The 26021-nt window shown below is 46.3% G+C and carries 19 protein-coding genes and 1 pseudogene; 5 read left to right on the top strand and 15 right to left on the bottom strand.

Going from position 1 to position 26021, the window contains the following annotated elements; all coding sequences use genetic code 11:
• Positions 1 to 4: 4 nt before the first annotated feature.
• Together ACH19P_RS02990 and ACH19P_RS02985 are read right to left on the bottom strand one after the other, a co-directional pair.
• Positions 5 to 511, bottom strand: a complete 507-nt coding sequence (locus ACH19P_RS02990) for a transmembrane cytochrome oxidase associated protein (RefSeq protein WP_462157023.1) — start codon at positions 509 to 511, stop codon at positions 5 to 7.
• Positions 501 to 1229 carry an SURF1 family protein gene (locus tag ACH19P_RS02985; protein WP_462157022.1) on the bottom strand — a complete coding sequence of 243 codons (729 nt, stop codon included), beginning with the start codon at positions 1227 to 1229 and terminating at the stop codon, positions 501 to 503. The genes ACH19P_RS02990 and ACH19P_RS02985 overlap by 11 nt, the downstream gene beginning before the upstream one ends.
• 29 nt (positions 1230 to 1258) lie before the next feature.
• Here ACH19P_RS02985 and ACH19P_RS02980 point away from each other — a divergent pair, with 29 nt between their 5' ends.
• A complete protein-coding gene (locus ACH19P_RS02980; protein ID WP_462157021.1) occupies positions 1259 to 1561 on the top strand; it encodes a DUF2909 family protein in 303 nt (100 codons plus the stop codon).
• Here ACH19P_RS02980 and ACH19P_RS02975 read toward each other — a convergent pair.
• The 6 genes and pseudogenes from ACH19P_RS02975 to ACH19P_RS02950 all read right to left on the bottom strand — a co-directional run bounded on the left by ACH19P_RS02975 (position 1461) and on the right by ACH19P_RS02950 (position 7207).
• Positions 1461 to 2336 (bottom strand): cytochrome c oxidase subunit 3, encoded by an 876-nt coding sequence (locus ACH19P_RS02975; RefSeq protein WP_462157020.1) that lies wholly within the window; start codon positions 2334 to 2336, stop codon positions 1461 to 1463. The two genes, ACH19P_RS02980 and ACH19P_RS02975, sit on opposite strands and share 101 nt — an antisense overlap.
• A gap of 18 nt (positions 2337 to 2354) precedes the next feature.
• Positions 2355 to 2897: a cytochrome c oxidase assembly protein gene (locus ACH19P_RS02970; RefSeq protein WP_462157019.1), complete on the bottom strand. Its 543-nt coding sequence runs from the start codon at positions 2895 to 2897 to the stop codon at positions 2355 to 2357.
• Positions 2897 to 4467, bottom strand: a pseudogene (ctaD, locus tag ACH19P_RS02965) (cytochrome c oxidase subunit I). Before ctaD ends, ACH19P_RS02970 begins: the two are co-directional and overlap by 1 nt.
• Positions 4464 to 5597: a cytochrome c oxidase subunit II gene (coxB, locus tag ACH19P_RS02960; protein WP_462157018.1), complete on the bottom strand. Its 1134-nt coding sequence runs from the start codon at positions 5595 to 5597 to the stop codon at positions 4464 to 4466. Before coxB ends, ctaD begins: the two are co-directional and overlap by 4 nt.
• Before the next feature lie 317 nt (positions 5598 to 5914).
• Positions 5915 to 6532, bottom strand: a complete 618-nt coding sequence (lexA, locus tag ACH19P_RS02955; RefSeq protein ID WP_462157017.1) for a transcriptional repressor LexA — start codon at positions 6530 to 6532, stop codon at positions 5915 to 5917.
• Positions 6533 to 6676: 144 nt separating this feature from the next.
• The gene (locus ACH19P_RS02950; protein WP_462157016.1) at positions 6677 to 7207 is read right to left on the bottom strand and encodes a DUF924 family protein; all 531 of its coding nucleotides are present in this window, start codon (positions 7205 to 7207) and stop codon (positions 6677 to 6679) included.
• Positions 7208 to 7266: 59 nt separating this feature from the next.
• Between ACH19P_RS02950 and grxB the strand changes: the two genes are divergently transcribed.
• Together grxB and ACH19P_RS02940 are read left to right on the top strand one after the other, a co-directional pair.
• Positions 7267 to 7905, top strand: a complete 639-nt coding sequence (grxB, locus tag ACH19P_RS02945) for a glutaredoxin 2 (protein ID WP_462157015.1) — start codon at positions 7267 to 7269, stop codon at positions 7903 to 7905.
• Positions 7906 to 7917: 12 nt separating this feature from the next.
• On the top strand, positions 7918 to 8382 hold the full coding sequence (locus tag ACH19P_RS02940) for a PaaI family thioesterase (RefSeq protein ID WP_462157014.1): 465 nt from the start codon (positions 7918 to 7920) through the stop codon (positions 8380 to 8382).
• A 67-nt stretch (positions 8383 to 8449) separates the two neighbouring features.
• Here the strand turns inward: ACH19P_RS02940 and ACH19P_RS02935 are convergent, their stop codons facing one another.
• A complete protein-coding gene (locus ACH19P_RS02935; protein WP_462157013.1) occupies positions 8450 to 9796 on the bottom strand; it encodes an FG-GAP repeat domain-containing protein in 1347 nt (448 codons plus the stop codon).
• A gap of 139 nt (positions 9797 to 9935) precedes the next feature.
• Here ACH19P_RS02935 and ACH19P_RS02930 point away from each other — a divergent pair, with 139 nt between their 5' ends.
• The gene (locus ACH19P_RS02930; RefSeq protein ID WP_462157012.1) at positions 9936 to 10490 is read left to right on the top strand and encodes a winged helix-turn-helix domain-containing protein; all 555 of its coding nucleotides are present in this window, start codon (positions 9936 to 9938) and stop codon (positions 10488 to 10490) included.
• Positions 10491 to 10530: 40 nt separating this feature from the next.
• The gene (locus ACH19P_RS02925) at positions 10531 to 11946 is read left to right on the top strand and encodes a TolB-like translocation protein (protein ID WP_462157011.1); all 1416 of its coding nucleotides are present in this window, start codon (positions 10531 to 10533) and stop codon (positions 11944 to 11946) included.
• Between the two features lie 999 nt (positions 11947 to 12945).
• On the opposite strand, the gene tuf is transcribed toward ACH19P_RS02925, so the two are convergent.
• The 6 genes from tuf to rpoB all read right to left on the bottom strand — a co-directional run bounded on the left by tuf (position 12946) and on the right by rpoB (position 25755).
• Entirely contained in the window at positions 12946 to 14130 is a 1185-nt protein-coding gene (gene tuf, locus ACH19P_RS02920) for an elongation factor Tu (RefSeq protein ID WP_347391331.1), read from the bottom strand.
• Positions 14131 to 14187: 57 nt separating this feature from the next.
• Positions 14188 to 16302, bottom strand: coding sequence for an elongation factor G (gene fusA / locus ACH19P_RS02915; protein WP_462157010.1), 2115 nt, complete (start codon positions 16300 to 16302; stop codon positions 14188 to 14190).
• A gap of 27 nt (positions 16303 to 16329) precedes the next feature.
• Positions 16330 to 16800, bottom strand: a complete 471-nt coding sequence (gene rpsG / locus ACH19P_RS02910) for a 30S ribosomal protein S7 (RefSeq protein WP_421970363.1) — start codon at positions 16798 to 16800, stop codon at positions 16330 to 16332.
• 97 nt (positions 16801 to 16897) lie between these two features.
• A complete protein-coding gene (rpsL, locus tag ACH19P_RS02905) occupies positions 16898 to 17272 on the bottom strand; it encodes a 30S ribosomal protein S12 (protein ID WP_010387308.1) in 375 nt (124 codons plus the stop codon).
• Positions 17273 to 17460: 188 nt separating this feature from the next.
• Positions 17461 to 21639: a DNA-directed RNA polymerase subunit beta' gene (rpoC, locus tag ACH19P_RS02900; protein WP_462157009.1), complete on the bottom strand. Its 4179-nt coding sequence runs from the start codon at positions 21637 to 21639 to the stop codon at positions 17461 to 17463.
• 90 nt (positions 21640 to 21729) lie between these two features.
• On the bottom strand, positions 21730 to 25755 hold the full coding sequence (gene rpoB, locus ACH19P_RS02895; protein ID WP_462157008.1) for a DNA-directed RNA polymerase subunit beta: 4026 nt from the start codon (positions 25753 to 25755) through the stop codon (positions 21730 to 21732).
• Positions 25756 to 26021: the final 266 nt, after the last annotated feature.

Here is a 26021-nt window from a genome sequence, read left to right as displayed (position 1 = left end):
CCTCTTAGCTGCTGCGCGAATAATTCAAAAGTTTTTTCAAATCTTTTAATAGTCCTTTGTGCATCAACCTATTTTCTTGTGGTTGCTGTACATAGTCGTACTCCAAGACCACCAAACCGTGGTGATCAATTAAATATAAATTTCCTGGCGTCAGTTGTGTGGGAGCATCCTGCACGTGCAATGTAGGATGTGCCTCACCTTCAACATCGAGGTCAGGACCCATCAAGGCCAAACGTACCTTGCCTTGGTTTTTGCCCAATGCCACATACAATGCCTGTACGTCCTGCCATTGGGTGGCACAGTTGTCACATTGCGGCGTATTCACCATTGCAATCGTCCATGGTGACAATGGATACTCTTGCCATTGTTCCAGTGCCACCTGTTTATCTAAAAATCGACCATGATTGCTTTGCTCGCCCGGCAACCAGCCACTTTTGAGCACTAATACGGCGGCTACCACTGGCACTAAAAAGCAACCAATAAATAAGTAGAGCGGTTTATTATTTTTCATGTGTTCTCCTTGCTCGCCAATATGCACTGAGCGCAATGACCAAAGCGGCTAGCGCAATCAAAAACCACTGTAACGCATAAGCATTGTGCTTCTGCGCCGACATAGTTACTGGCTGATAATGTGGCTGAGCGTTAACGCTGCGATTGGCCAGCCCTGCATAAGCCATAAAGGGATGAATTGGCTTACGAGTTTGCTGCGCCATACTGTGTAAATCTATTTGTTGAATACGCTTGGGCCAAGCGTCTTGTTGAATATCATCTTTGAGGGTAATACCGCCCAACTCGCCGTCTTTAATTAGCGCTTGGGGCATCGTCATTTCGCTAGGAAGGTTTATAATCGGCAGTTCATTTCGGGTCATAGGTGCTGGCACAAACCCAAGGTTGACGAGCAACCAACGATTAGACGCATCAGGTAACACCAACACTAATACGTCGTAGCCTACTTTTCCTTGATAAACCTGATTGTCGAGCAACCAATATTGAGTAGAAACCTCTCCTGTAATCGCAACTTGCATTCCTGTGGCATCGCCTTGTTCGATAAAACGCAAGGCATTGGCAAAATCTAGCACACCACGCTCAGACCATGAATCCAGCATTTGTTGCCTTTGCTGCTTTTGTTCAGCACGCTCCAGCTGCCAAAAACCCAAGCGAGTACAAACAGTTATCGTTAGGATAACCAGCCCTGTCCATAAAATTGCGCTAAGCTTACCTGTAAACACTCAACCACCAACCTCGGAGCATCCGTATCGTGCTTATAAAAATTATTATTATTGCGCTACTGCTAATCGTCATTTACACCCTCTTTAGGGCGCTGTTAGCGATGATAAAATCCGATAACAAAGTGCCTATGTCTCATTTTTTGGGCAAGCGAGTCGCGTTGTGCGTACTTGTCCTCATTATTATTCTTGTTGCGCAGCAACTCGGGCTGCTGCGCTTTAATCAATCACCCATTACAACACATACACAAACACAAACAGGCACAGCCACACCACATCTACAAAGTGCCAGTACCACGCTGCAGCTTGAAATGCGAAATGCTTCTCGCTGCTAAAGTGCCCTTTTAATACTCGAATGAACACCACGGTTAGCATGATGGCCCCAAGAGTCACGTGCATGCCGTGGAAACCTGTGAGAAGGAAGAAGGTATTGCCGTAAATGCCTGAATCGAGCTTCAAGCCTAAGTCTTTATAAGCGTGAATGTATTCTTGTACTTGTAAACCCAAGAACAACGCGCCAAGCAAAATGGTGAGCAATAAAAAGATAGCCAATGGTTTGCGATTGTCTTTTTCGATTGCTGTGTGGGCAAACTGCAAAGTGACGGAGGAAACCAATAAGATAATGGTGTTGATCAGCGGGAGGCCTTGCCAGCCCATAGCTTGAGTCGTAGTGCCTCCCGGAGTAGTCTCAAGTGGCCAAGCCGATGTAAATTCAGGCCACAGCACTTCACCTGTCATCACATTATTGCCGTCTCCGCCTAACCAAGGCACCGCCAGCATACGGGCATAAAATAGTGCACCGAAGAAAGCCGCAAAGAACATCACTTCTGAGAAGATAAACCAACTCATTCCTTGTCTAAACGAACGGTCCATTTGCGCAGAATACAGACCCCCATGTGACTCACTGATCACATTGCGGAACCAGTTAACCAACATGTACAGCAACACCGCAATACCTGCAAATAGCAGGTAGTGACCGTGGCTGCTTTCTTGACCCATCTGCATCACGGTTAAACCCGCGCCTGCAGCGATGAAGAACATGGCTACTGCACCGACAATCGGCCAGGGGCTCTCGGCCGGTACGTAGTACTTTTCATACTGTTCACTCATATTTATGCCTCATTTGGTTTATCGCGCCGAGGCAACCAAAGCTTCTGGATGCTTAGCGCTGATATCAAAAAGCGTGTATGACAACGTTAGCTCCTCATATTCAGGAGGTAGCGCTGGATCGACATAAAACCTTAATTGATATTCTTGTTTTTCATTGGCTTGCATTGTTTGTTGGTCAAAGCAAAAGCATGCCAGTTTGTGTAAGTATTTCGCCGCCAAACCCGGAGACACAGACGGAATTGCCTGCATTACTCGCGCTTCATCAGCTGTATTAGCTGCAGAGAAAGTCACCACGCTCATTTCTCCGGGCTTCACCACGACGGCTTGGGTTTGTGCATCAACAATAAAGGGGGCGCCGCTTTGCGCATGCGTGGTGAAGCTCACAGTCACCTCTCTGCTTTCATCCACCACTTCGCTTTGCTGTGCTTGCTCCATGGATGGCTTGCCATTGAGGCCAGTGACATCACAGAACACGTCGTACAGCGGTACCAGTGCGAAAGCAAATGCGAACATTGCTATTACACTGATCACGAGTTTCTTCAATAACGGCGCGTGGTTCATTACTGCACCTTAGGCGGTGTTTCGAAAGTGTGATAAGGCGCAGGTGATGCGACTTCCCACTCAAGTCCTTCGGCACCGTCCCATACTTTCGCAGGCGCTTTTTCACCCGCTTTAATGCACTTAAAGACCACAGCAACAAACAGTAATTGTGATAAGCCAAAGGCAAAGCCACCGATACTGATAATGGCGTTGAAGTCAGCAAACTGCAGTGCATAGTCTGGGATTCGACGTGGCATCCCCGCCAAGCCAACAAAGTGCATTGGGAAGAACAATACGTTTACGCTGATAAGCGACATCCAGAAGTGCCACTTTGCCAAGGTGGTGCTGTACATGTGTCCTGTCCATTTAGGTAGCCAGTAATAAGCTGCCGCCATAATTGAGAACACCGCTCCCGTTACCAATACGTAGTGGAAATGCGCCACCACGAAATACGTGTCGTGGTATTGGAAGTCCACCGGCGTAATCGCCAACATCAAGCCGGAGAAACCACCAAGGGTAAAGAGCACTATAAAGGCGATGGAGAACATCATCGGTATTTCAAAGCTGATAGAACCTCGCCACATGGTGGCCACCCAGTTGAATACCTTCACCCCAGTCGGCACGGATATCAGCATGGTGGAGTACATAAAGAACAACTCCCCAGCGAGCGGCATGCCTGTGGTGAACATATGGTGCGCCCACACCACAAATGACAACAAGGCGATAGACGCGGTGGCGTACACCATCGACGCATACCCAAACAGCTTTTTGCGCGAGAAGGTAGGTACAATCGTCGAGATAATACCGAATGCCGGTAAAATCATGATGTATACCTCAGGGTGACCAAAGAACCAGAAAATATGCTGGAACATGACTGGATCACCCCCGGCGGCATTGAAGAAGTCGGTACCAAAGTATTTATCCGTGAGTACCATGGTGACCGCACCCGCAAGCACAGGCATAACCGCAATCAGCAAGAAGGCGGTGATCAACCATGTCCACACAAACAGCGGCAGTTTCATCCACGTCATACCTGGTGCGCGTAAGTTCACTATGGTAACAATCACGTTAATAGCCCCCATGATGGAGCTGATACCCATGATATGCACCGCAAACACAAACAACGCTGTGTTGTCGTTACTGTAAGTCGTGGACAGTGGCGCGTAGAAAGTCCAACCAAATGCCGGACCGCCGCCTTCCATAAACAGCGACAACAATAAAATCGCAAACGCGAATGGTAGATCCAGAAGCTCCAGTTGTTCATACGCGGAAGCGCCATATCTGGCGCGCCAATCATCATCGGGATCATCCAGTTGGCTAGCCCCGTAAAGGCTGGCATAACCGCACCGAACACCATGATTAAGCCATGCACTGTGGTCATCTGGTTAAAAAAGTGTGGGTCAACGAGCTGCAGTCCCGGCTGGAATAGCTCGGCGCGAATGACCATGGCCATTGCACCGCCCGTTAAAAACATAAGCAGTGAAAACAGTAGGTAAAGTGTACCTATGTCTTTATGGTTAGTGGTAAAGAGCCAGCGTTTAATACCTGTTGCAGGCCCGTGATGTTCATGTGTTGCAGCAGCTGTACTCATTGTCCTTCCCCATCAATTGCGGCCTGAATCGCACTTGGTTGCACTGTGTCGCCAGTGTCGTTGCCAAATGCATTACGCTGGTAGGTGATTACCGATGCGAGTTCTTTGAGAGTTAGCTGACTCACGAACGCCTGCATCGCTGTACCTGGCTTACCGTGAACCACGATGTCTATGTGATCCTTGATATTACCTGTTGCGATGGGACTTCCCTTAATCGCAGGAAATACCCCCGGTAAACCCAGACCTGTGGGTTGGTGACACGCAGCACAGCGCGCCATGTAGACTTGCTCACCTGATGCCATCAGTTCTTCTTGAGAAAGTGTCTGATCAAGCAGCGCTGCATCGGCATCGGCTTGTGCTTGCACCGCTTGTTTTTGCTCAGCTAACCAGGCTTCGAATTCTTCGGGCGCTTTGGCTTCAACCACCACAGGCATAAAGCCATGGTCTTTACCACATAGCTCAGCACATTGGCCGCGGTAGATACCCGCTTCGTTTACCTTGGTCCATGCTTCGTTGATAAAGCCTGGATTAGCATCTTTTTTAACTGCAAAATCAGGCACCCACCAAGAGTGGATAACGTCGTCTGAAGTCATCAAAAAGCGGACTTTTTTATCTGTTGGGATCACTAACGGCTTATCCACTTCCAGTAAGTAATGTTCGCCTTTTTCCTGAGCGTTTTGAATTTGCTCTTGCGGGGTAGAGAGCAACGAGTAAAAGCCCACATCATGGCCCATGTACTCATAATGCCACTTCCACTGCGACCCCGTGATTTTGATGGTGACATCTGCTTTTGAGGTATCTTCCATCGCTATCAGGGTTTTGGTCGCAGGTACGGCCATACCGATGAGAATTAAAAATGGGATCGCGGTCCAAAGTATTTCTACCTTGGTGCTCTCATGGAAGGATGCGGGTTGAGCCCCTTTAGATTTACGGTGTCTGAGCAAAGCCCAGAACATTGCACCGAACACTATTACACCAATGACACAGCAGATGATGAATATCGTCATGTGCAACTGGTAAACATTTTCACTGATGTCGGTCACCCCTGGGCGCAAATTATAATCACTATTTGCAAAAGCCAAGTGCGGGGCGAACAAACACAGCAACATGAGGGAGCAAAGCTTCTTCATGTACCATCTCCTTAAAACGCGCAACGCAAAAAGAGAAGAGGCAATAACTGCTAGCCAATCTTCATTATTATTATGCTTAGAACTGGCCGATTACATTTACTTTACACAAAGCGATTAAAAAGCAACCAGCAAAGCCTGTAATCTAACCAATTAGTCAAGAATTGAGCATATAGCAAGAAAATAGACGTTTTTGTTTTGCTTTTTTCAATAAATATTTTGGGGAGATTCAATCTGTTAGCGTACAGAAAAAGGAATTAGAAAAGGGCTGGAAACCCCCAATAAACGGCGCATTGGGGGCGAATATTTAACGGGTACAACTACATCCAATCAGCATTTCGGATTACACCTACCGCTAAACCTTCAATATTGAAAGATTCATGCTCTAGGTCAACTTCGATTGGCGCAAATTCTTCATTCTCTGCATGCAGCAATATTTTACGACCGGCTTTCTCTAAACGCTTCACAGTGACGTCATCACCAACACGGGCAACCACCACTTGGCCGTTCTCCGCAACCTGAGCACGATGCACAGCCAGTAAGTCGCCGTCCATAATACCGATATCTTTCATACTCATACCATCAACACGTAGTAGGTAATCAGCGGCAGGCTTAAACAGTAATGGATCGATTTGGCAGTGACTTTCAATGTGCTCTTGCGCCAAGATGGGTTCACCGGCAGCGACGCGACCTATCAGAGGCAAGCCTAATTGCTCAGGCTCTTCCTCTTCAACCAGTTGAATACCTCGGCTGGCACCGGGCTTCATTTTGATCACACCCTTTTTGGCAAGGGCTTTAAGGTGCTCTTCTGCGGCATTCGCACTGCGAAACCCCAGTGTTTGTGCAATCTCAGCACGCGTAGGCGGCATGCCCGTGTCTTTAATAAATACTTTGATCAGCTCTAAAATTTGCGATTGGCGATTAGTTAAAGGACGCATACAACTGGGTTTCCATACAGTACATTTAGCTGTGAGTATATACAGTTGTCAGAAAATCGCAAATAAAATCAGGCAATTTGCTCAGCTCGTAACAAAGCGCCCTACTTAGGTTTGGGTTTTTGTGTTTACGTCAGCGCGTAAATGCTAAAAGCTGCTGTTGGGTTGAGTTAAAAACACAATTTCATCATCCGTGGATTTACGCCCTAGTATTTCATTGCGATGCGGGTATCGACCAAAACGATCGATAATCTTCTTATGCGCCACTTCAAAATCATAATTATCCAATGGCTTGAACAACCTATCAGCCTCCTGATGGATAATCTTACTCTCACTGTGCATATAGGGCATGTACATAAACGGGCGCTCTTGCTCATTCAATTGCATATCGAAGCCCTTATCCACCGCGTGCTGAGCCAAGCACAAAGCCAGCCCATCAAAGGTGAAGGCTTTTGGCGTGTCGCGAAACATGTTGCGCGAGAATTGGTCGAGCACGATGATTTCACACAGCGCCCCTTGAGCTGTGTTGCGCCAATGTACCAACTCGCCCTGAGCTGCCGCATGATGCAGTTGCGAAAATTGCTTAATAACCTTGTCGTCAAACGCTGCATTCTTTTTAAACCAGTCCTCGGGTTGGCATTGCTTAAACCAAAAATCATACACAGATTGAAAATCCATATTCTCTCCTTCAAAGTAAAAAGGGTGTGAAGCCCGATGCAAACAAGGCAACAGTAACCGTGAAGAAACTCTACATTTATGAGCATTGCCCTTATTCAGTTAAAGCCAGAATGGTTGCCTATGCACGCAATATAGACGTGCAGATACTCTACTTACAAGCCGACGACACAACCACCGCCATCGAGTTAGTCGGCAAATCAACCGTTCCCATATTAGCTAAAAATCAAAACATTGCCATGGCGCAAAGCCTCGATATTGCTTCCTACTTCTGCAAACGAGCAAAAATGCCATTGGATCATGGTGACTACCTCACGCCCGCAAGCAAATGGGTAGAGACCTACTTACCCACTTTTTTACGGTTAACCTTACCGCGCTGGCCGCAACTCGCCCTACCAGAATTTGGCACACTAAACGCCATCGCCCATTACATCGATAGAAAGGAGGCGTTCTTGGGGGCTACCTTCGCTGATATTCTTGCCCACAGTAATGAAGATATAACGACCATGGATAGGGCTTTGGATGAGCTATCTTGGCTCGATGCGCCGGATGAAATCTCATGGGCCGATGTTGCTATCTTCCCCTTCTTGCGCAACTTAACCGTCGTAAAAGGCTTGCGCACTCCCGAACATATCCAGCACTATGTGCACCAAGTTGCCACCATGAGCAACATCAGAACATTCACAGACGTTGCTGTATAAGGAGTAGTAAGCATGAGCAAACGTATTTGGGCCCAAGATATCGATTTTGACCTGTGTAAAAAGCTCGACCTTGGCGTGGGTGAAAAAGGCACCTTAATGACCAAGCTCGGCATTGAAATAAGCGAAATCGGCGACGATTACCTTGTTGCCACCATGCCAGTAACCAACGAATTATATAACCCCATCGGCATCGTCCACGGTGGCGCATATGTAGTGTTGGCTGAAACCGTCGCCAGCTACGCCGCCAACTTTGTTGTTGATACCAGCAAATACTACTGCGTCGGCCAAGAGATCAACGCCAACCACCTCAAAGCCTCACGCACCGGCACACTCAAAGCTGTGACCAAACCCGTGCACCTAGGCGGCCGCTCTTCCGTGTGGGAGATTAAGATTTATAACAGCGCCGGCGATTTGTGTTGTATTTCAAGGATGACAGCAGCGGTGGTTGAGAAGCGAAGTAAAGGCCGTGGGATCTGACGTTGCCATAAAATAACTGCACAGATAAGTAAAAAGGCTCTTTAGAGCCTTGGCATCGTAGGGGATATTAAAACTTGTAGAATCGGCGTACACCGATGCCTATAACTAATAAGAGCAAGGTCAAGTTAGTAGAACCTCCGCTAGAACCTTTAGTACTTGTTGCATTATCTACTGGTTGAGTTTGTATGGGTGGCGTTGTTGATGACTCTCCCTGAGTAAACAGCGCCGTTAATTCAATATTAGTGCCTTTGTTGACTAGGCAATCTAAATAACCTGTACCCATAAAGTAGTAAAACTGCTTTTTATTAAACTCACCGGTTGCTACGTCTAAATAACCATCATTATTAAAGTCAGCGACTGCGGTTGCGGTAAGCCCTTCAGCTGCTCCTGCAACATCTTCTTTCTTATTACCACCATCATAATGGAGGCTTAGACGCGGTTCTAAGTAATGTGCTGAGACTATATCCATACTGCCATTTTTATCTAAATCCATGAATGCTGCCCCGTAAGGAGCGTCGCTATTATCTACAACATTACGCACAAAACCGCTATCTTCGGCATACACACTTACCGCCTTAGCTGCGATTTCGGCCGCAACAATGCTCACCTGACCTGATGCCGACCCTGTGTAACTATCAAGTGTGATAGCCGCATAGTCAGAGATTTTCTTTGCTTCACTAAATACACCGTTGTTGTTCAAATATAACGCCGTTTTTGCGTCACTGATGCTGTTCACCAACACATAAAGATCACCTGACGTATCTGCACGGAAGCTCGATATAAATAGATCAGGTTGGCCGTCCTTATTAAAGTCATTTACAGTAAAGGAATAAGGTCTAACCCCTTCAATGACTATATTTTCTTCAAATTCAAACTGGCCTAGCCCATCATTTAGGTAAAGTTTAATACTACGAGTAGTAAAATCGCTCACTAGTAAATCTTCATAGCCATCGTTATTCCAATCATAGGCGTCCAAAGCTGCAGGATAGCTCAAGCCACCAACCAACTGTTGACGTTCAAAGCCGTCCCCCGCTTGATTAATTAGTTGATAAACAACACCATTAAATAAACTGATGCCGACTAAATCCACATACTCATCATTATTGATATTGATTGCCTGTAAGGTCTTAGCACCTCCACTAACGGAACCTATATCTTTATGATTCTCTTCAAGTTGCAAATAATTACCACCATCACAATTTTGTCCTTGCCAGCTCTCAAAGTTCCAACCTTGTTCAGCCTGCGCTTGCAACATACGGCTAGTGTCTACGGTATCAATAATGCAAGATTCACTGCAGTTGGCTTCTCCATCTACAGAACTGATGACACCCTTTCCTTCTATGGTCAGGTTGATCTCTCCCGCCTGAGCCGCTAGTGAACACCCCATCAGCGTCCAATACAGTAATTTATACATGCTTATTCCTATTTACTAACTAAGTGATTTATAAACTGAGGATGTTGTATAGCCTGTGCTTATTACTTACAATCATGTAAAAATTATGTAGCTATTATTTTTTTATCTTCAATATTTTCATAAAGTTAAGGTGGGTATTTTGCAAAGGGATTTTTGGATAGGCGAATACCTTGTATCGCCCAAGCACAATAAATTAACTTTACCCAAGCGAACATTCACCCTAGAACCTAAAGTGATGGCAGTGTTATGCCTATTGGTGAAACACCATGGAGAAGTACTCAGTCGAGAAGAAATTTTATCGACCCTTTGGCCTAATCAAGTTACCGAACCTGAAGTTGCAACACGCGCTATTTTCGAACTGAGAAAGGTCTTTTGTGACGACTCTAAAAATCCTCGTTTCATTGAAACAATCACGAAGAAGGGATATTCATTTATCCATCCGGTAACACCGGCTAAGTCCTCAAATAGAAATAAACTTTGGTTCGTCGGGTCTGCTTCCCTATTATTTATGTGCCTGATCTCTGCGTTCCTTTTTGCTTTTTTGAAGCTAAATTCAAGCAATAAAAGTAAACAATTTAAAGTATTCCCCATGTCCAGCAGCAATCAGGAGGTTGTTTCTGCCGCTCCAGATTCTAGCTGGCAGTCAGCCTTGTTGGTTAGCGGTAAAAAAGAATCAAAAACATCTAAGCGTTAAAAATCTACACACTCACAAACTGATTCCAATAACCTCGTTAATGTCAGATTACAGATCACCTGTGTATGGACAAGTTTCAAATTCTTGGTACTACGTAGATTGCGCTTTAGAGAACTGCGATATTGTAAAATACAATATCGACAATGAAGTCAAAGAAACCATTTTTACTTCTCACAGCGATATTAAATCAATGTCTATTTCTCACACAGAAGAGACGCTAGCACTGACTATTAAAGAAGGCTCGATGGAGCGAGTCGCAATTCTAGATCTTGATGGAGACAAACTCGAACTCACCTACATTAATCAATCAGGCTTCAATACCTTACCTGTATTTAGTCCTGAAAAGCACAGCATCTATTACGTAAATTGGCATGCCTCAAGAGCCACCAGTATCATGCGCTACGATGTCATAGCGCATAAAAGTAACGAAATAAGTACTCAATTAGACCGCATCACCACTTTAGCAACGTTGGCAGATAACACACTCATTGCAGCGGCAAAAGTGAATGGAGAGTATGCTCTGTGGCAAATTGATCTTGAATCCAACTTTGTGACTCGCTACGCCAATATTGAAGCGGGCACCAGCATCTTGAATTTACACCTAAGCGAACATGGAGATAAATTACTCTATAGTAAGAACAGTTCTGACTTAAACATAAAATTTGCTGGCTTTGCCACCACATTTTCCAAACTAAATAGTGATGCCCACGATATGAAAGGTGTTTGGGCAAACACCACTAACAGCATCTATTTTGTCTCTAATAGAACAGGTAGTTATGAGCTTTGGCAACATCACAACAACAGCAATGAAAAACTAACAGCGCTGGCTGCAGATAGCATTGCTCAGCCGATTTTATCGCCCGCGCAGGACAAGCTAGCATTCATTATACGCAGAAATAACCTGTCGCAGCTGCATCTCTACGATAGCGAAATGGCTGAAGTATCAGCGCTCGCTAAAATATCCAATGGAAGCTTTTTATTAGGCTGGTCTCATGAAGAAGACGCGCTTTATCTCAGCGTACGCAGCGAGAATATGTATGATTTAGCTAAATACACAATTGCTACGGGAGAACTGAAAACCATTAAACTCGGTGCTGGTTTAATCGCTCAAGAAGATCCATTAACAAACAGCTTCTATTATGGTGACCTAGCAAATAAACAATTAAAGCGCATCGCAGATAATGGCGAAGAGTCGGTGTTTTATGACTTTAAAGCGACGCCTCTTCGAGTAGCTCCCAACAGCGTTAAAGTAGCTAATGACGAGGTCTATTATCTTGGCAACACCGACCAAGCTTTAATACTGTTTAAAAATCGCGATGCAGTGCTTTCACTGCCAAAAACAGCATTTGTCAGCCACATTATTACTGAACCAACCCCTAAAGTAATCTACGATACAAAGGTTCCGTCTCCCTCAATATTAGAGATGCAGGTAGCGATAGAGCTGAGCGAAGAGTAGCAGAGAGCTTAAGGGATAGATTAGTTACACCCAATGCAACGCTAAAGCCTTTCCCACAGCCACACATTCCAACTCGCTTCAAGTACATCAATGTATCAGATCAATTCCCCGTGCATTTGCGCTGAGCATGATGGTGCTGATAGCACATCGAGGCATGGATGCCGAGTTAAGCGAATCGAGACTGGACGTCGAGTTTCGCTGGGTGCGTTAACAGCATCAGCACGCGCTGGCAATAGCAAATGCTGGGGGTACGGGGGGATTCCAAAGGGGTGAGGAATGACCGACGATTGAGAATCGTCGCAGCATGACAAAGTGGAGGCATGGATGCCGACAGGAACCAAGTTTCAAGGATGAATCCCTTGCATGTGAAGTGAATTTGAACTCGGGTTGTCGTCACCAACGCGACAGAAACTCACATCAAAACCAATGCTTCTCCTAGACGCCGATGTATCAGCCCAATTCCCCTTACATTGCATCCGAAACGAGATATGAGAAGAGTAATCGCCAGCAGGATGCTGGCGAAAACAGGCCCAGAGCAGGGACGCTCTGTGCCTGTTGGTTACGTTCATTTCTCGTAGCGCGTTGAGGAAAAATGCAATGTTGGGGTGTCCTAGGTGTTCCAAGAGGAAATGGACAAGCATTTCCTTTTGGTCGTCGTCGGTGACCCGACAAGATCGCACTACAGAGAACTGTGGGGCGTTTTAAACTCAGAAGTGAAATAGAGACAGAGAATACAATAAGAGTGTTTAAAAGGCCGCATAGCGGCCTTTGGTGTTTATATTGGCGGTGGAGAGTAAGGGTAGAACGACCTGTATCACTACCCTGCAATGAATTCATCCATGAAGCTGGGTTCCTGTCGGCATCCATGCCTCCACCTCCGAGCGCTGCGAAGCTGTGCTTCGGTCTCTCGTCGCCCTTCACGGCCGTGAAGGTAGCCGATAAGGTTTTTCACGCATAAAAAAAGGCGCCCTAAGGCGCCTCTTTCTTAAGCGTAAAAGCTTATTCTACGATTGATGCTACAACACCAGCACCAACTGTACGGCCACCTTCACGGATTGCGAAACGTAGACCTTCGTCCATCGCGATTGGGCAGATTAGCTCTACTACCATCTTGATGTTGTCACCAGGCATTACCATTTCTACGCCTTCTGGTAACTGGATGTCACCAGTTACGTCAGTTGTACGGAAGTAGAACTGTGGACGGTAACCTTTGAAGAATGGCGTGTGACGACCACCTTCATCTTTTGATAGTACGTATACTTCTGCTTCAAACTTCGTGTGAGGAGTGATTGAACCAGGCTTCGCTAGTACTTGACCACGCTCAACTTCGTCACGCTTAGTACCACGTAGAAGGGCACCGATGTTCTCACCCGCACGACCTTCGTCTAGAAGCTTACGGAACATCTCAACACCTGTACAAGTTGTCTTCGTTGTATCTTTGATACCTACGATTTCAACTTCGTCGTTCACGTTGATGATACCAGCTTCAACACGGCCAGTTACTACTGTACCACGACCCTGGATTGAGAATACGTCTTCGATAGGCATGATGAATGGCTTATCGATGTCACGCTCTGGCTCTGGGATGTATGTGTCTAGCGCGTCTGCTAGTTCAACAATCTTGTCTTCCCACTCTTTCTCGCCTTCAAGCGCTTTAAGAGCTGAACCTTGGATTAGTGGTAGGTCATCACCTGGGAAGTCATACTCAGAAAGAAGTTCACGAACTTCCATCTCTACTAGCTCTAGTAGTTCTTCGTCGTCAACCATGTCACATTTGTTCATGAATACGATGATGTAAGGTACACCAACCTGACGTGAAAGAAGGATGTGCTCACGAGTCTGTGGCATAGGACCATCAGTCGCAGCTACTACTAGGATCGCGCCGTCCATCTGTGCAGCACCAGTGATCATGTTTTTAACATAGTCAGCGTGTCCAGGACAGTCTACGTGTGCGTAGTGACGAGTTGGTGTGTCGTACTCAACGTGTGAAGTTGAGATTGTGATACCACGCTCACGCTCTTCTGGAGCGTTATCGATTGATGCGAAGTCTTTAGCTGTACCACCGTATACTTTTGCAAGTACGTTAGTGATTGCTGCAGTTAGAGTTGTTTTACCGTGGTCAACGTGGCCGATTGTACCTACGTTTACGTGCGGTTTTACGCGTTCAAACTTTTCTTTTGCCATTTTAAAAATTCCTATAAAGAAATTAAAGTCCGACCCGAAGATCGGACCGAACTTAAATTACTTAACAGCGCGAGCTGCAATAATAGATTCTGCTACATTCTTAGCCGCTTCTGCGTACTTGAGGAATTCCATCGAGTACGAAGCACGACCTTGCGTCGCAGAACGTAAATCAGTTGCATAACCGAACATTTCAGAAAGCGGTACTTCAGCGTTGATTTGTTTCAATCCGCCTGGTGCCTCTTCCATTCCATCGATCATACCGCGGCGACGGTTTAAGTCGCCTACAACATCACCCATGTTGGTTTCAGGAGTGATAACTTCAACCTTCATGATAGGCTCAAGCAATGCTGGGTTCGCTTCAAGCGCACCCTTTCTCATTGCCATTGCACCAGCAATCTTAAAGGCCATTTCGTTCGAGTCGACATCGTGGAATGAACCATCGAATAGTGTCGCTTTCACGCCAAGTAGCGGATAACCAGCAAGAACACCTTGCTCCATCTGCTCATGTAGACCTTTTTCTACCGCAGGAATGTATTCCTTCGGTACTGCACCACCTACAACTTCGTTACCGAAAATGAAGTTAGGTGCATCATCACTGATCTCAATTGGTTCAAGTCTAACCCAAACGTGACCATACTGACCACGACCACCTGATTGACGAACAAACTTACCCTCAACCTCAACGGTTGAACGAATCGCTTCACGATAGGCAACTTGAGGCTTACCAACGTTACATTCAACTTTGAACTCACGCTTCATACGGTCAACGATGATATCGAGGTGAAGCTCACCCATACCAGAAATAATAGTCTGGCCTGATTCTTCGTCTGTTTGTACGCGGAAAGATGGATCTTCTGCTGCTAGCTTACCTAGCGCAATACCCATTTTTTCCTGGTCTGCCTTAGTTTTTGGCTCTACCGCAATAGAGATTACCGGCTCTGGGAATTCCATACGCTCTAGCGTAATCACAGAATTCGCATCACACAGGGTATCACCTGTTGTTACGTCTTTGAGACCAATCGCAGCGGCGATATCGCCCGCGCGAACTTCTTTGATCTCTTCACGTGAGTTTGAGTGCATCTGAACGATACGACCGAAGCGCTCACGCTTTGATTTAACTGGGTTATAAACCGTGTCACCTTGGCCTACTGTGCCTGAGTAAACACGGAAGAAGGTTAGCGTACCAACAAACGGGTCAGTAGCAATCTTAAACGCCAACGCCGAGAATGGGGCATTGTCGTCTGCAGGGCGTGTATCTTCGGTTTCACCGTCTTCAAGCACACCTTGGATCGCTTTAACTTCTGTTGGTGAAGGCATGTATTCAATAACTGCATCAAGCACTGCTTGAACGCCTTTGTTTTTGAATGCACTGCCGCAACTCATTAGCACGATGTCGTTAGCTAGAGTGCGAGCACGTAGGCCTTCTTTGATCTCAGCTTCGCTGAGATCGCCTTCCTCTAAATATTTGTCCATTAGTTCTTCAGACGCTTCAGCTGCCGCTTCGATTAGCTCGCTGCGGTATTCTTCAGCTTGGTCTTGAAGTTCTGCCGGGATCTCTTCATAAGTGAACGTCATCCCCTGGTCCGCTTCGTTCCAGTTGATAGCTTTCATCTTGATGAGATCGATTACACCTTTAAAGTCTTCTTCAGCACCGATAGGTAGCTGAATAGGAACAGGAGTTGCACCCAGACGGGTTTTCACCTGATCTACAACCGACAGAAAGTCGGCGCCAATGCGGTCCATCTTGTTTACGAAGATCATACGAGGAACTTCGTACTTGTTGGCCTGACGCCAAACCGTTTCTGTCTGTGGCTGTACACCTGATGAAGCACATAGAACAACCACTGCACCATCAAGTACACGCAATGAACGCTCAACTTCAATCGTGAAGTCTACGTGTCCAGGGGTGTCAATGATATTGATGCGGTGGTCTTCAAATTGCGCGTCCATCCCCTTCCAGAAACAAGTAGTCGCAGCAGACGTGATAGTGATACCACGCTCCTGCTCTTGCTCCATCCAGTCCATAGTTGCAGCACCATCATGTACCTCACCGATTTTGTGAGATAGGCCCGTGTAGAAAAGTACACGTTCCGTAGTGGTGGTTTTACCCGCATCTACGTGAGCACAAATACCGATGTTGCGGTAGCGCTCAATTGGAGTTGTACGTGCCATATTATCCTCTTAAAGGTTAAGGACAGATTACCAACGGTAATGTGCGAACGCTTTGTTCGCTTCAGCCATACGGTGAACGTCTTCACGTTTCTTAACCGCAGAGCCTTTGTTATCAGCTGCGTCAACGATTTCTTGAGCCAGACGAAGGCCCATAGATTTCTCGCCACGCTTACGTGCAGCGTCAACTAACCAACGCATACCTAGTGCGTTGCGACGAACTGGACGTACTTCAACTGGTACTTGGTACGTTGAACCACCTACACGGCGAGATTTAACCTCTACCTGTGGGCGAACGTTTTCAAGTGCAGCTTCAAAGATTTCTAGGTGCGACTTGCCTGATTTCTCAGCAGCCACGTCTAGCGCACCATATACGATTTTTTCAGCAGTAGATTTTTTGCCGTCAAGCATTACTACGTTGACGAACTTTGCAAGTAATTCTGATCCGAACTTAGGATCTGGAAGAATTTTACGTTGACCTATAACGCGTCTTCTTGGCATTTTGAATCTCCGGTTGTCTTCAGGTCTGTCTTTTGAACAGATTCCCAAAACTAATATTTTAAAAAATTAAGTGCTTGGCCTTACTAACGGAGAACCATTAGCCCTTAGGGCGTTTTGCACCGTACTTAGAACGACCTTGTTTACGGTCATTTACGCCTGCACAGTCAAGTGCACCGCGAACAGTGTGGAAACGTACACCTGGTAAGTCTTTAACACGACCACCACGGATAAGGATTACACTGTGCTCTTGAAGGTTGTGACCTTCACCACCGATGTATGATGTAACTTCGAAACCGTTCGTTAGACGAACACGCGCTACTTTACGTAGAGCCGAGTTTGGTTTCTTAGGAGTAGTAGTATATACACGAGTACATACACCACGCTTTTGTGGACATGCCTTTAGCGCGGCTGAGTTACTTTTAGTAACCTTGCTACGACGTGGCTTGCGCACTAGCTGGTTAATAGTTGCCATTAAATAGCTCCTGAAAAATTAAAATTACTACTGAAATTAAAAATTCCGCCCAATTTATCCGCTGCGATAACACCAGCGAGTAAAAGGGTGGCGGAATTTTAATGAGCAAAGTTTAGCCTGTCAACTAAAACAATGCCCGGAGCAGCATAATACCACCCCAGGCATGACTTAATTATGACAAATTAAGCTTACTCTTGGTCGCCAGATAAATCTGCGTTAAGCGCATCAGTCAGTGCTTGAGTTGCCTCTTCTGCACTCACTGTAGGCTCTAGCAAATCTTCTGCAGACTGCTTGCGACGATTTTGACGATCTAAGTGATACGCAAAGCCAGTACCGGCTGGGATCAAACGACCCACAATTACGTTTTCTTTCAGACCGCGAAGTTCATCGCTCTTACCATTTACAGCTGCTTCGGTTAGGACACGAGTTGTCTCCTGGAACGACGCTGCTGAAATGAATGATTCTGTTGCAAGTGATGCTTTAGTAATACCCATCAGCTGAATTTCGAATTTCGCTGGGATCTTACCTTGTTCTTCTAGCTCACGGTTCGCAATGTTTACGCGTGCTACTTCAACCTGCTCACCTGCTAGGAACTCAGAGTCACCACCGTCGATGATAAGACACTTACGTAACATCTGACGGATAACAGTTTCGATGTGCTTATCGTTAATCTTTACACCTTGCAGACGGTAAACGTCTTGCACTTCGTTAACGATGTAGTTAGCAACATCCGTTACACCACGTAGACGAAGGATGTCATGCGGAGACTCAGGACCATCGGCGATAACTTCACCTTTAGATACTGTCTCACCTTCGAACACGTTAAGCTGGCGCCACTTAGGAATCATTTCTTCGTATGCATCACCCTCTTCAGGCGTGATCACAAGACGTTTCTTACCTTTAGTCTCTTTACCCATGCTCACCATACCTGAGATTTCAGCAAGGATTGCTGGAATCTTCGGCTTACGAGCTTCGAATAAGTCCGCTACGCGCGGTAGACCACCGGTGATGTCACGAGTCTTCGAACCTTCTTGAGGAATACGTGCAAGTACGTCACCTGGTTTAGATGTCGCGCCATCGCTCACTTCAATTGTTGTGAATGATGGAAGACGAATTTCCTGCAGGCCACGCTCTTCATTTTCAATGATTAGCTTAGGCTCTTTCGCATTTACTTTCGCAAGGTCTTTAACAACAACACGTGTTAGACCTGTAAGGTCGTCTGTTTGCGTTTCCGTGTTCGAATCGTCGATGTCGCTGAACGACACTTTTGACTCGTGCTCAATGATAATTGGGTGACTGTGCGGGTCCCACATCGCTACGATGTCGTTACCTTTCACTTCAGCGCCGTCTTGTACAGTTAGTACTGCACCGTAAGGTACTTTATAACGCTCTTTCTCACGACCATGCTCATCGATGATAGTGATTTCTGTTGAACGTGAAGTGATTACAATCTTGCCTTCAGTGTTCAATACGAATTTCGCATTGTGTAGCTTAAGGCGACCGTTGTTCTTAACTTGTACGCTGTTCTCTGCTGACGCTCGAGATGCCGCACCACCGATGTGGAACGTACGCATCGTAAGCTGTGTACCAGGCTCACCGATTGACTGTGCCGCGATAACACCGACCGCTTCACCCGCATTGATGATGTGGCCACGTGCAAGGTCACGACCGTAACAGTTAGAACATACGCCGAAGTCGTTTTCACACGTGATTACTGAACGTACGCGTACTTCGTCCACTGAGTGCTCTTCTAGAAGGTCACACAGTTTCTCGTCAAGCATCACGTTGCGCTCTACAAGCACTTCGTTCGTGTTAGGCACTAATACGTCTTCTGCAACCACACGACCAAGTACACGCTCGCGTAGCGGCTCAACTACGTCACCACCTTCGATTAGTGGCTTCATTGTAAGACCGTTTTCAGTACCACAGTCTACTTCGTTGATTACCAAGTCTTGTGCAACGTCTACTAGACGACGCGTTAGGTAACCCGAGTTCGCTGTCTTCAATGCGGTATCGGCAAGACCTTTACGCGCACCGTGCGTCGAGATGAAGTACTGAAGTACGTTTAGACCTTCACGGAAGTTTGCTGTGATTGGCGTCTCGATGATTGAACCATCTGGACGTGCCATTAGACCACGCATACCTGCTAGCTGACGAATCTGAGCGGCACTACCACGAGCGCCCGAGTCGGCCATCATAAACACTGAGTTGAATGAGTCTTGCTCTTCTTCTTGGCCTTCAGCATTGATAACAGTGTCTTTCGATAAGTTTGCCATCATTTCGCGTGAAAGGTTTTCGTTCACACGTGACCAAATATCGATAACTTTGTTGTACTTCTCACCCGCTGTTACAAGACCTGACTGGAACTGCTGGTTAATTTCAGCAACTTCTTCCTCGGCTGCTTCGATGATCTCAGCTTTAACCGGTGGGATTTCCATGTCATTGATACCGATAGACACACCCGACTTCATCGCGTAGTGGAAACCGGTATACATTACTTGGTCAGCAAAGATTACAGTGTCTTTAAGACCAAGTAGACGGTAACACTCGTTCAACATGCCAGAAATTTGCTTCTTACCAAGTGGGCGGTTAACCAACTCGAACGGTAAGCCTTGTGGCATGATCAATGAGAAGATTGCACGACCTACAGTCGTTTCAACGATGCCCGTTACTTCACTTGAAGTACCGTCTTCTGCAATCACTGTTTGCGTCATACGTACTTTTACGCGTGCGTGTAGTTGCGCAACGCCAGTACGGTATGCTTTTTCAGCTTCTTTCGCGTCTTTAAATACTAGGCCTTCACCTTTAGCATTAATGCGATCACGGGTCATGTAGTAAAGACCCAATACAACGTCCTGTGAAGGTACGATGATTGGCTCACCGTTCGCAGGCGAAAGAATGTTGTTTGTTGACATCATCAACGCACGCGCTTCTAGCTGCGCTTCTAGCGTCAATGGTACGTGAACCGCCATTTGGTCACCGTCGAAGTCAGCGTTATACGCCGCACACACAAGTGGGTGTAGGTGAATCGCTTTACCTTCGATTAGTACCGGCTCAAACGCCTGGATACCCAAACGGTGAAGTGTAGGTGCACGGTTAAGTAGCACTGGGTGCTCACGAATTACTTCGTCTAGTACGTCCCAAACCTCTGGTACTTCACGCTCAACCATCTTCTTCGCAGCTTTGATGGTTGTCGCCATACCGCGGCGCTCTAGTTTGCCGTAGATGAATGGCTTGAATAGCTCAAGTGCCATTTTCTTAGGAAGACCACACTGGTGTAGTTTCAGTGTAGGACCTACGGTGATTACAGAACGGCCTGAGTAGTCAACACGCTTACCAAGAAGGTTTTGACGGAAACGACCTTGCTTACCTTTGATCATGTCTGCAAGCGACTTAAGTGGACGCTTGTTAGAACCAGTGATCGCACGACCGCGACGACCATTATCAAGTAGCGCATCGACCGCTTCTTGAAGCATACGCTTTTCGTTACGTACGATGATGTCTGGTGCAGCTAGGTCAAGAAGACGCTTCAAACGGTTGTTACGGTTGATTACACGACGGTATAGGTCGTTCAGATCAGACGTCGCAAAACGACCGCCATCTAGTGGTACTAGTGGGCGTAGATCTGGTGGAAGAACCGGAAGAACTGTCATGATCATCCACTCTGGGTTGTTACCAGATTGGTGGAATGATTCCATCAATTTCAGACGCTTAGTAATTTTCTTACGCTTAGTTTCTGAGTTGATAGTCGGTAGTTCTTCACGCATTTCTGCGATTAACTGACCTAGGTCTAGTTCACGTAGAAGATCAAGTACAGCCTCTGCACCCATCTTCGCTTCGAACTCATCGCCGTGCTCTTCAAGCGCGTCTAGGTATTCTTCTTCACCTAAAAGCTGGCCACGCTCAAGCGTAGTCATGCCTGGCTCAGTCACAACGAATGATTCAAAGTAAAGTACGCGTTCGATATCACGTAGTGTCATATCTAGCATTAGGCCGATACGAGACGGTAGTGATTTCAAGAACCAGATGTGTGCAACTGGGCTTGCTAGCTCGATGTGACCCATACGGTCACGACGCACTTTAGTCAGTGTTACTTCAACGCCACACTTTTCACAAATAACACCACGGTGTTTCAAGCGCTTGTATTTACCACACAAACACTCATAGTCTTTCACTGGGCCGAAAATACGGGCACAGAATAAGCCGTCACGCTCAGGCTTGAAAGTACGGTAGTTAATGGTCTCAGGTTTCTTTACTTCACCGAATGACCATGAACGCACCATGTCTGGCGAAGCAAGACCAATGCGAATTGCATCGAATTCTTCGGTCTTATTTTGTTGCTTCAGAAACTTAAGTAAGTCTTTCACCTTAGCTCTCCTGTCGGAGGTTAATCTCGAGGGCGGAAATCCGCCCATTCATTCTTTTTGCAGGTAGTGGGCGCTGTGCGCCCAACCGGCTTATTCTTCTTCAAGCTCGATGTTGATACCGAGTGAACGGATTTCTTTCAACAATACGTTGAATGATTCCGGCATACCTGGCTCCATCTTGTGGTTGCCATCAACGATGTTCTTATACATCTTGGTACGACCGTTCACGTCATCCGACTTCACTGTCAACATCTCTTGTAGCGTGTAAGCTGCGCCGTACGCTTCAAGTGCCCATACTTCCATCTCACCGAAGCGCTGACCACCGAACTGAGCTTTACCACCCAGCGGCTGTTGCGTAACAAGACTGTATGAACCAGTTGAACGCGCGTGCATCTTGTCGTCAACAAGGTGGTTCAGTTTCAGCATGTACATGTAACCAACAGTTACTTGACGCTCAAACTGGTCACCAGTACGACCATCATACAGCGTTACCTGACCGCTTGACGGGTAGCCACCTAGCTCTAGCATTTCTTTGATTTCGCTTTCTTTCGCGCCATCGAATGCTGGAGTTGCGATTGGTAGACCGCCTTTTAGGTTTTCTGCAAGACGACGGATTTCGTCATCTGAGAAGCTGTCGATGTCTACTTTCTGACGACATTCGCCTAGCTCGTATGCTTTCTTGATGAATTCACGCAGTTCGTGAAGCTCACGCTGCTCTTTCATCATTTCTTCGATACGCTCACCGATACCACGTGCCGCAAGGCCCATGTGTGTTTCAAGGATCTGACCGATGTTCATACGTGATGGTACACCCAGTGGGTTCAACACGATGTCTACTGTACGGCCCTTGTCATCGTAAGGCATGTCTTCTACTGGAACGATAGTCGAGATAACACCCTTGTTACCGTGACGACCCGCCATCTTATCACCTGGCTGGATGCGACGTTTAACCGCTAGGTAAACCTTCACAATCTTCAATACGCCTGGCGCTAAGTCATCACCTTGAGTGATCTTGCGACGTTTCGTTTCGAACTTCTTATCGTATTCAGTCTTCAGTTCGTCGTACTGAGCAGCTAGTTGCTCTAGTTCAGCTTGCTTGTCTTCTTCAGCTAGGCTTTGCGTTAGGATCTTGTCAGCAGACAGACCTACTAATGTTGCTGCATCTACACCTGAATCCGTCAGTAGCTTACGTGCACGGCTCAATACACCTTCTTCAAGGATCTTGAACTCTTCGTTGAAGTCTTTCTTCGCTTCACGAAGCTGCATTTCTTCGATTTCAAGTGCACGCTTGTCTTTCTCTACGCCATCGCGAGTGAAGACTTGTACGTCGATAACAGTACCTGATACTGAGTTTGGTACACGCAGTGAGCTGTCTTTAACGTCAGACGCTTTCTCACCGAAGATAGCACGTAGTAGCTTTTCTTCTGGTGTAAGCTGCGTTTCACCTTTAGGCGTTACTTTACCAACAAGGATATCACCGCCTTTTACTTCTGCACCGATGTACACAACGCCAGATTCATCTAGCTTGCCAAGTGCAGACTCACCCACGTTCGGGATGTCAGCTGTGATTTCTTCAGGCCCAAGCTTAGTATCACGAGCAATACACTGAAGCTCTTGGATGTGGATAGTCGTTAGACGATCTTCTTTTACAACGTTCTCTGAAAGTAGGATTGAATCCTCGAAGTTGTAACCGTTCCAAGGCATGAATGCCACGCGTAAGTTTTGACCCAATGCCAAGTCACCAAGGTCTGTTGAAGGACCGTCAGCAAGTACGTCACCACGCACAATTGGCTCACCAACCATACATGTTGGCTTTTGGTTAATACAGGTGTTCTGGTTAGAACGTGTGTACTTAGTCAGGTTATAGATGTCGATACCCGCTTCACCAGGTACACGCTCATCTTCATTTACGTTGATAACGATACGGCTCGCATCAGCGTAATCAACCACACCACCACGCTTAGCAACGATAGTTACACCTGAGTCTTTCGCAAGTGTAAGCTCGATACCTGTACCTACTAGCGGCTTATCAGCACGTAGTGTTGGAACAGCCTGACGTTGCATGTTCGATCCCATCAATGCACGGTTCGCATCATCGTGCTCTAGGAATGGGATAAGTGCAGCAGCAACTGAAATTACCTGTTGTGGCGATACGTCCATATATTGGATGTCTTCGCGCGGCATCAAGGTTGATTCACCTCTGTGACGACACGTAACAAGTTCTTCAATAAATTCGTTGTTATCGTTCAAGTCAACGTTTGCCTGAGCGATTACGAATTGACCTTCTTCGATAGCAGATAGGTAATCAACGTCATCAGTTACAGAACCATCTACCACTTTACGGTAAGGTGTTTCTAGGAAACCGAAGTCATTGGTACGTGCGTACGTAGACAATGAGTTGATTAGACCGATGTTTGGACCTTCAGGCGTTTCGATTGGACATACGCGACCGTAGTGCGTTACGTGTACGTCACGTACTTCGAAGCCTGCACGCTCACGTGTAAGACCACCCGGACCTAATGCAGAAATACGACGCTTGTGCGTTACTTCTGAAAGCGGGTTGTTTTGGTCCATGAACTGAGAAAGCTGTGATGAGCCAAAGAACTCTTTCACCGCTGCCGAGATAGGCTTCGCGTTGATAAGGTCTTGCGGCATGATCGCGTCAAGGTCACCTAAGCTTAAACGCTCACGTACAGCACGTTCAACACGTACTAGACCAACGCGGAATTGGTTTTCAGCCATTTCACCAACAGAACGAATACGACGGTTACCTAGGTGGTCGATGTCATCTACATCGCCTTTACCGTTACGGATGTCGATAAGGACTTTCATTACAGACACGATGTCTTCTTTAGAAAGCGTACCTGGACCTTCGTCAGAGTCGTAACCTACACGGCTGTTGAACTTCATACGACCTACAGTTGATAAGTCATAACGCTCTTCGCTGAAGAATAGGTTATCGAATAAAGCTTCTGCAGCTTCTTTCGTTGGTGGCTCACCAGGGCGCATCATGCGGTAGATTTCAACTAACGCTTCTAAGCGGTTAGAAGTTGAGTCGATACGTACTGTGTCTGACATGTACGCACCGCTATCTACATCATTGATGTACAAAGTAGCAATTTGTGTGTGACCCGCTTTTACAAGCTCAGCCATAAGCTCTAGTGAAAGCTCATCATTCGCGTTTGCGATCACTTCACCTGTCGACTCATCGAAATAGTTCTTCGCTAGTACGCGGCCAATGATGTACTCGTGTGGTACTTCTAATTGGTCGATACCTTGTTTTTCGATAGTCTTGATGTGACGCGCAGTAACACGGCGGCCTTTTTCAACGATCACTTCACCGTCTTCGCCTTTGATATCAAAAACGGCTGTTTCACCACGTAGACGTGAAGGTACAAGCTCCATAAGAACTTTACCATCAGCCACTTCAAACGTAGTGGTTTCAAAGAATAGGTTTAGGATTTCTTCAGTAGAGAAATCAAGTGCACGTAGAATGATCGACGCAGGAAGTTTACGACGACGGTCGATACGTACATAAAGGTTATCTTTAGCGTCGAACTCAAAGTCGAGCCAAGAACCACGGTAAGGGATAACACGTGCATTATAAAGCACTTTACCCGATGAGTGGGTTTTACCACGGTCGTTATCAAAGAATACACCAGGTGAACGGTGTAGCTGAGAAACAATAACACGCTCAGTACCATTGATAACAAAAGTACCGGTGTCTGTCATGAGCGGAATTTCGCCCATGTAAACTTCTTGCTCTTTGATGTCTTTAACAGTGCCAGGTGCTTCTTTGTCCATAAGCACTAGACGAAGTTTCACGCGAAGTGGAGCAGAATATGTCACGCCGCGAATTTGACATTCTTTAACGTCGAATACTGGCTCACCAATACGATAACTTACGTATTGAAGCTCAGAATTGCCCGAGTAGCTTTTAATCGGGAAAACGGAACGGAAAGCAGCTTCCAAACCGAAATCACCGTCAGCGTCCGGCGTTAAGAATTTTTTAAACGATTCTAACTGCATTTGCAGTAAGAAAGGCACATCCAAAACCTGTGGACGTTTACCAAAATCCTTACGGATACGTTTCTTTTCAGAATAAGAGTAAGCCATGGGGTTCCTCAGCTTGCTAATTTTGACCCTACCTGATCTAATGAGAACAGGACTTAGATTGACACTAATGCCAATTTATACAACATTTAGAGTTGTGCCTAAATGTCACTGCTATTGCCAATAATAAATCTATAACTCATTGATAATAATAGTGAAATTTAGAAATAGAGTGCACTAAAGTGAATTTTCTCTCTATAGCGCAAAAGGGCCGGTGATTAAATAATCACCAGCCCTTGCCTGATTTCTCAGGCAGCGAACCTAGCGTA

The organism is Pseudoalteromonas sp. GB56, from assembly GCF_054923835.1.
This window is presented reverse-complemented; position numbering and strand designations above follow the sequence as displayed.

Bases quoted from the DNA above. Each gene is read 5' to 3' on its own strand.
- ACH19P_RS02940 (WP_462157014.1), top strand. From the start codon at position 7,918: ATGAGCAAACGTATTTGGGCCCAAGATATCGATTTTGACCTGTGTAAA.
- coxB (WP_462157018.1), bottom strand. From the start codon at position 5,597: ATGAAGAAGCTTTGCTCCCTCATGTTGCTGTGTTTGTTCGCCCCGCAC.
- fusA (WP_462157010.1), bottom strand. From the start codon at position 16,302: ATGGCACGTACAACTCCAATTGAGCGCTACCGCAACATCGGTATTTGT.
- ACH19P_RS02975 (WP_462157020.1), bottom strand. From the start codon at position 2,336: ATGAGTGAACAGTATGAAAAGTACTACGTACCGGCCGAGAGCCCCTGG.
- rpsL (WP_010387308.1), bottom strand. From the start codon at position 17,272: ATGGCAACTATTAACCAGCTAGTGCGCAAGCCACGTCGTAGCAAGGTT.
- tuf (WP_347391331.1), bottom strand. From the start codon at position 14,130: ATGGCAAAAGAAAAGTTTGAACGCGTAAAACCGCACGTAAACGTAGGT.
- ACH19P_RS02990 (WP_462157023.1), bottom strand. From the start codon at position 511: ATGAAAAATAATAAACCGCTCTACTTATTTATTGGTTGCTTTTTAGTG.
- ACH19P_RS02925 (WP_462157011.1), top strand. From the start codon at position 10,531: ATGTCAGATTACAGATCACCTGTGTATGGACAAGTTTCAAATTCTTGG.
- lexA (WP_462157017.1), bottom strand. From the start codon at position 6,532: ATGCGTCCTTTAACTAATCGCCAATCGCAAATTTTAGAGCTGATCAAA.
- ACH19P_RS02970 (WP_462157019.1), bottom strand. From the start codon at position 2,897: ATGAACCACGCGCCGTTATTGAAGAAACTCGTGATCAGTGTAATAGCA.
- rpoB (WP_462157008.1), bottom strand. From the start codon at position 25,755: ATGGCTTACTCTTATTCTGAAAAGAAACGTATCCGTAAGGATTTTGGT.
- ACH19P_RS02935 (WP_462157013.1), bottom strand. From the start codon at position 9,796: ATGTATAAATTACTGTATTGGACGCTGATGGGGTGTTCACTAGCGGCT.
- ACH19P_RS02950 (WP_462157016.1), bottom strand. From the start codon at position 7,207: ATGGATTTTCAATCTGTGTATGATTTTTGGTTTAAGCAATGCCAACCC.
- rpsG (WP_421970363.1), bottom strand. From the start codon at position 16,800: ATGCCAAGAAGACGCGTTATAGGTCAACGTAAAATTCTTCCAGATCCT.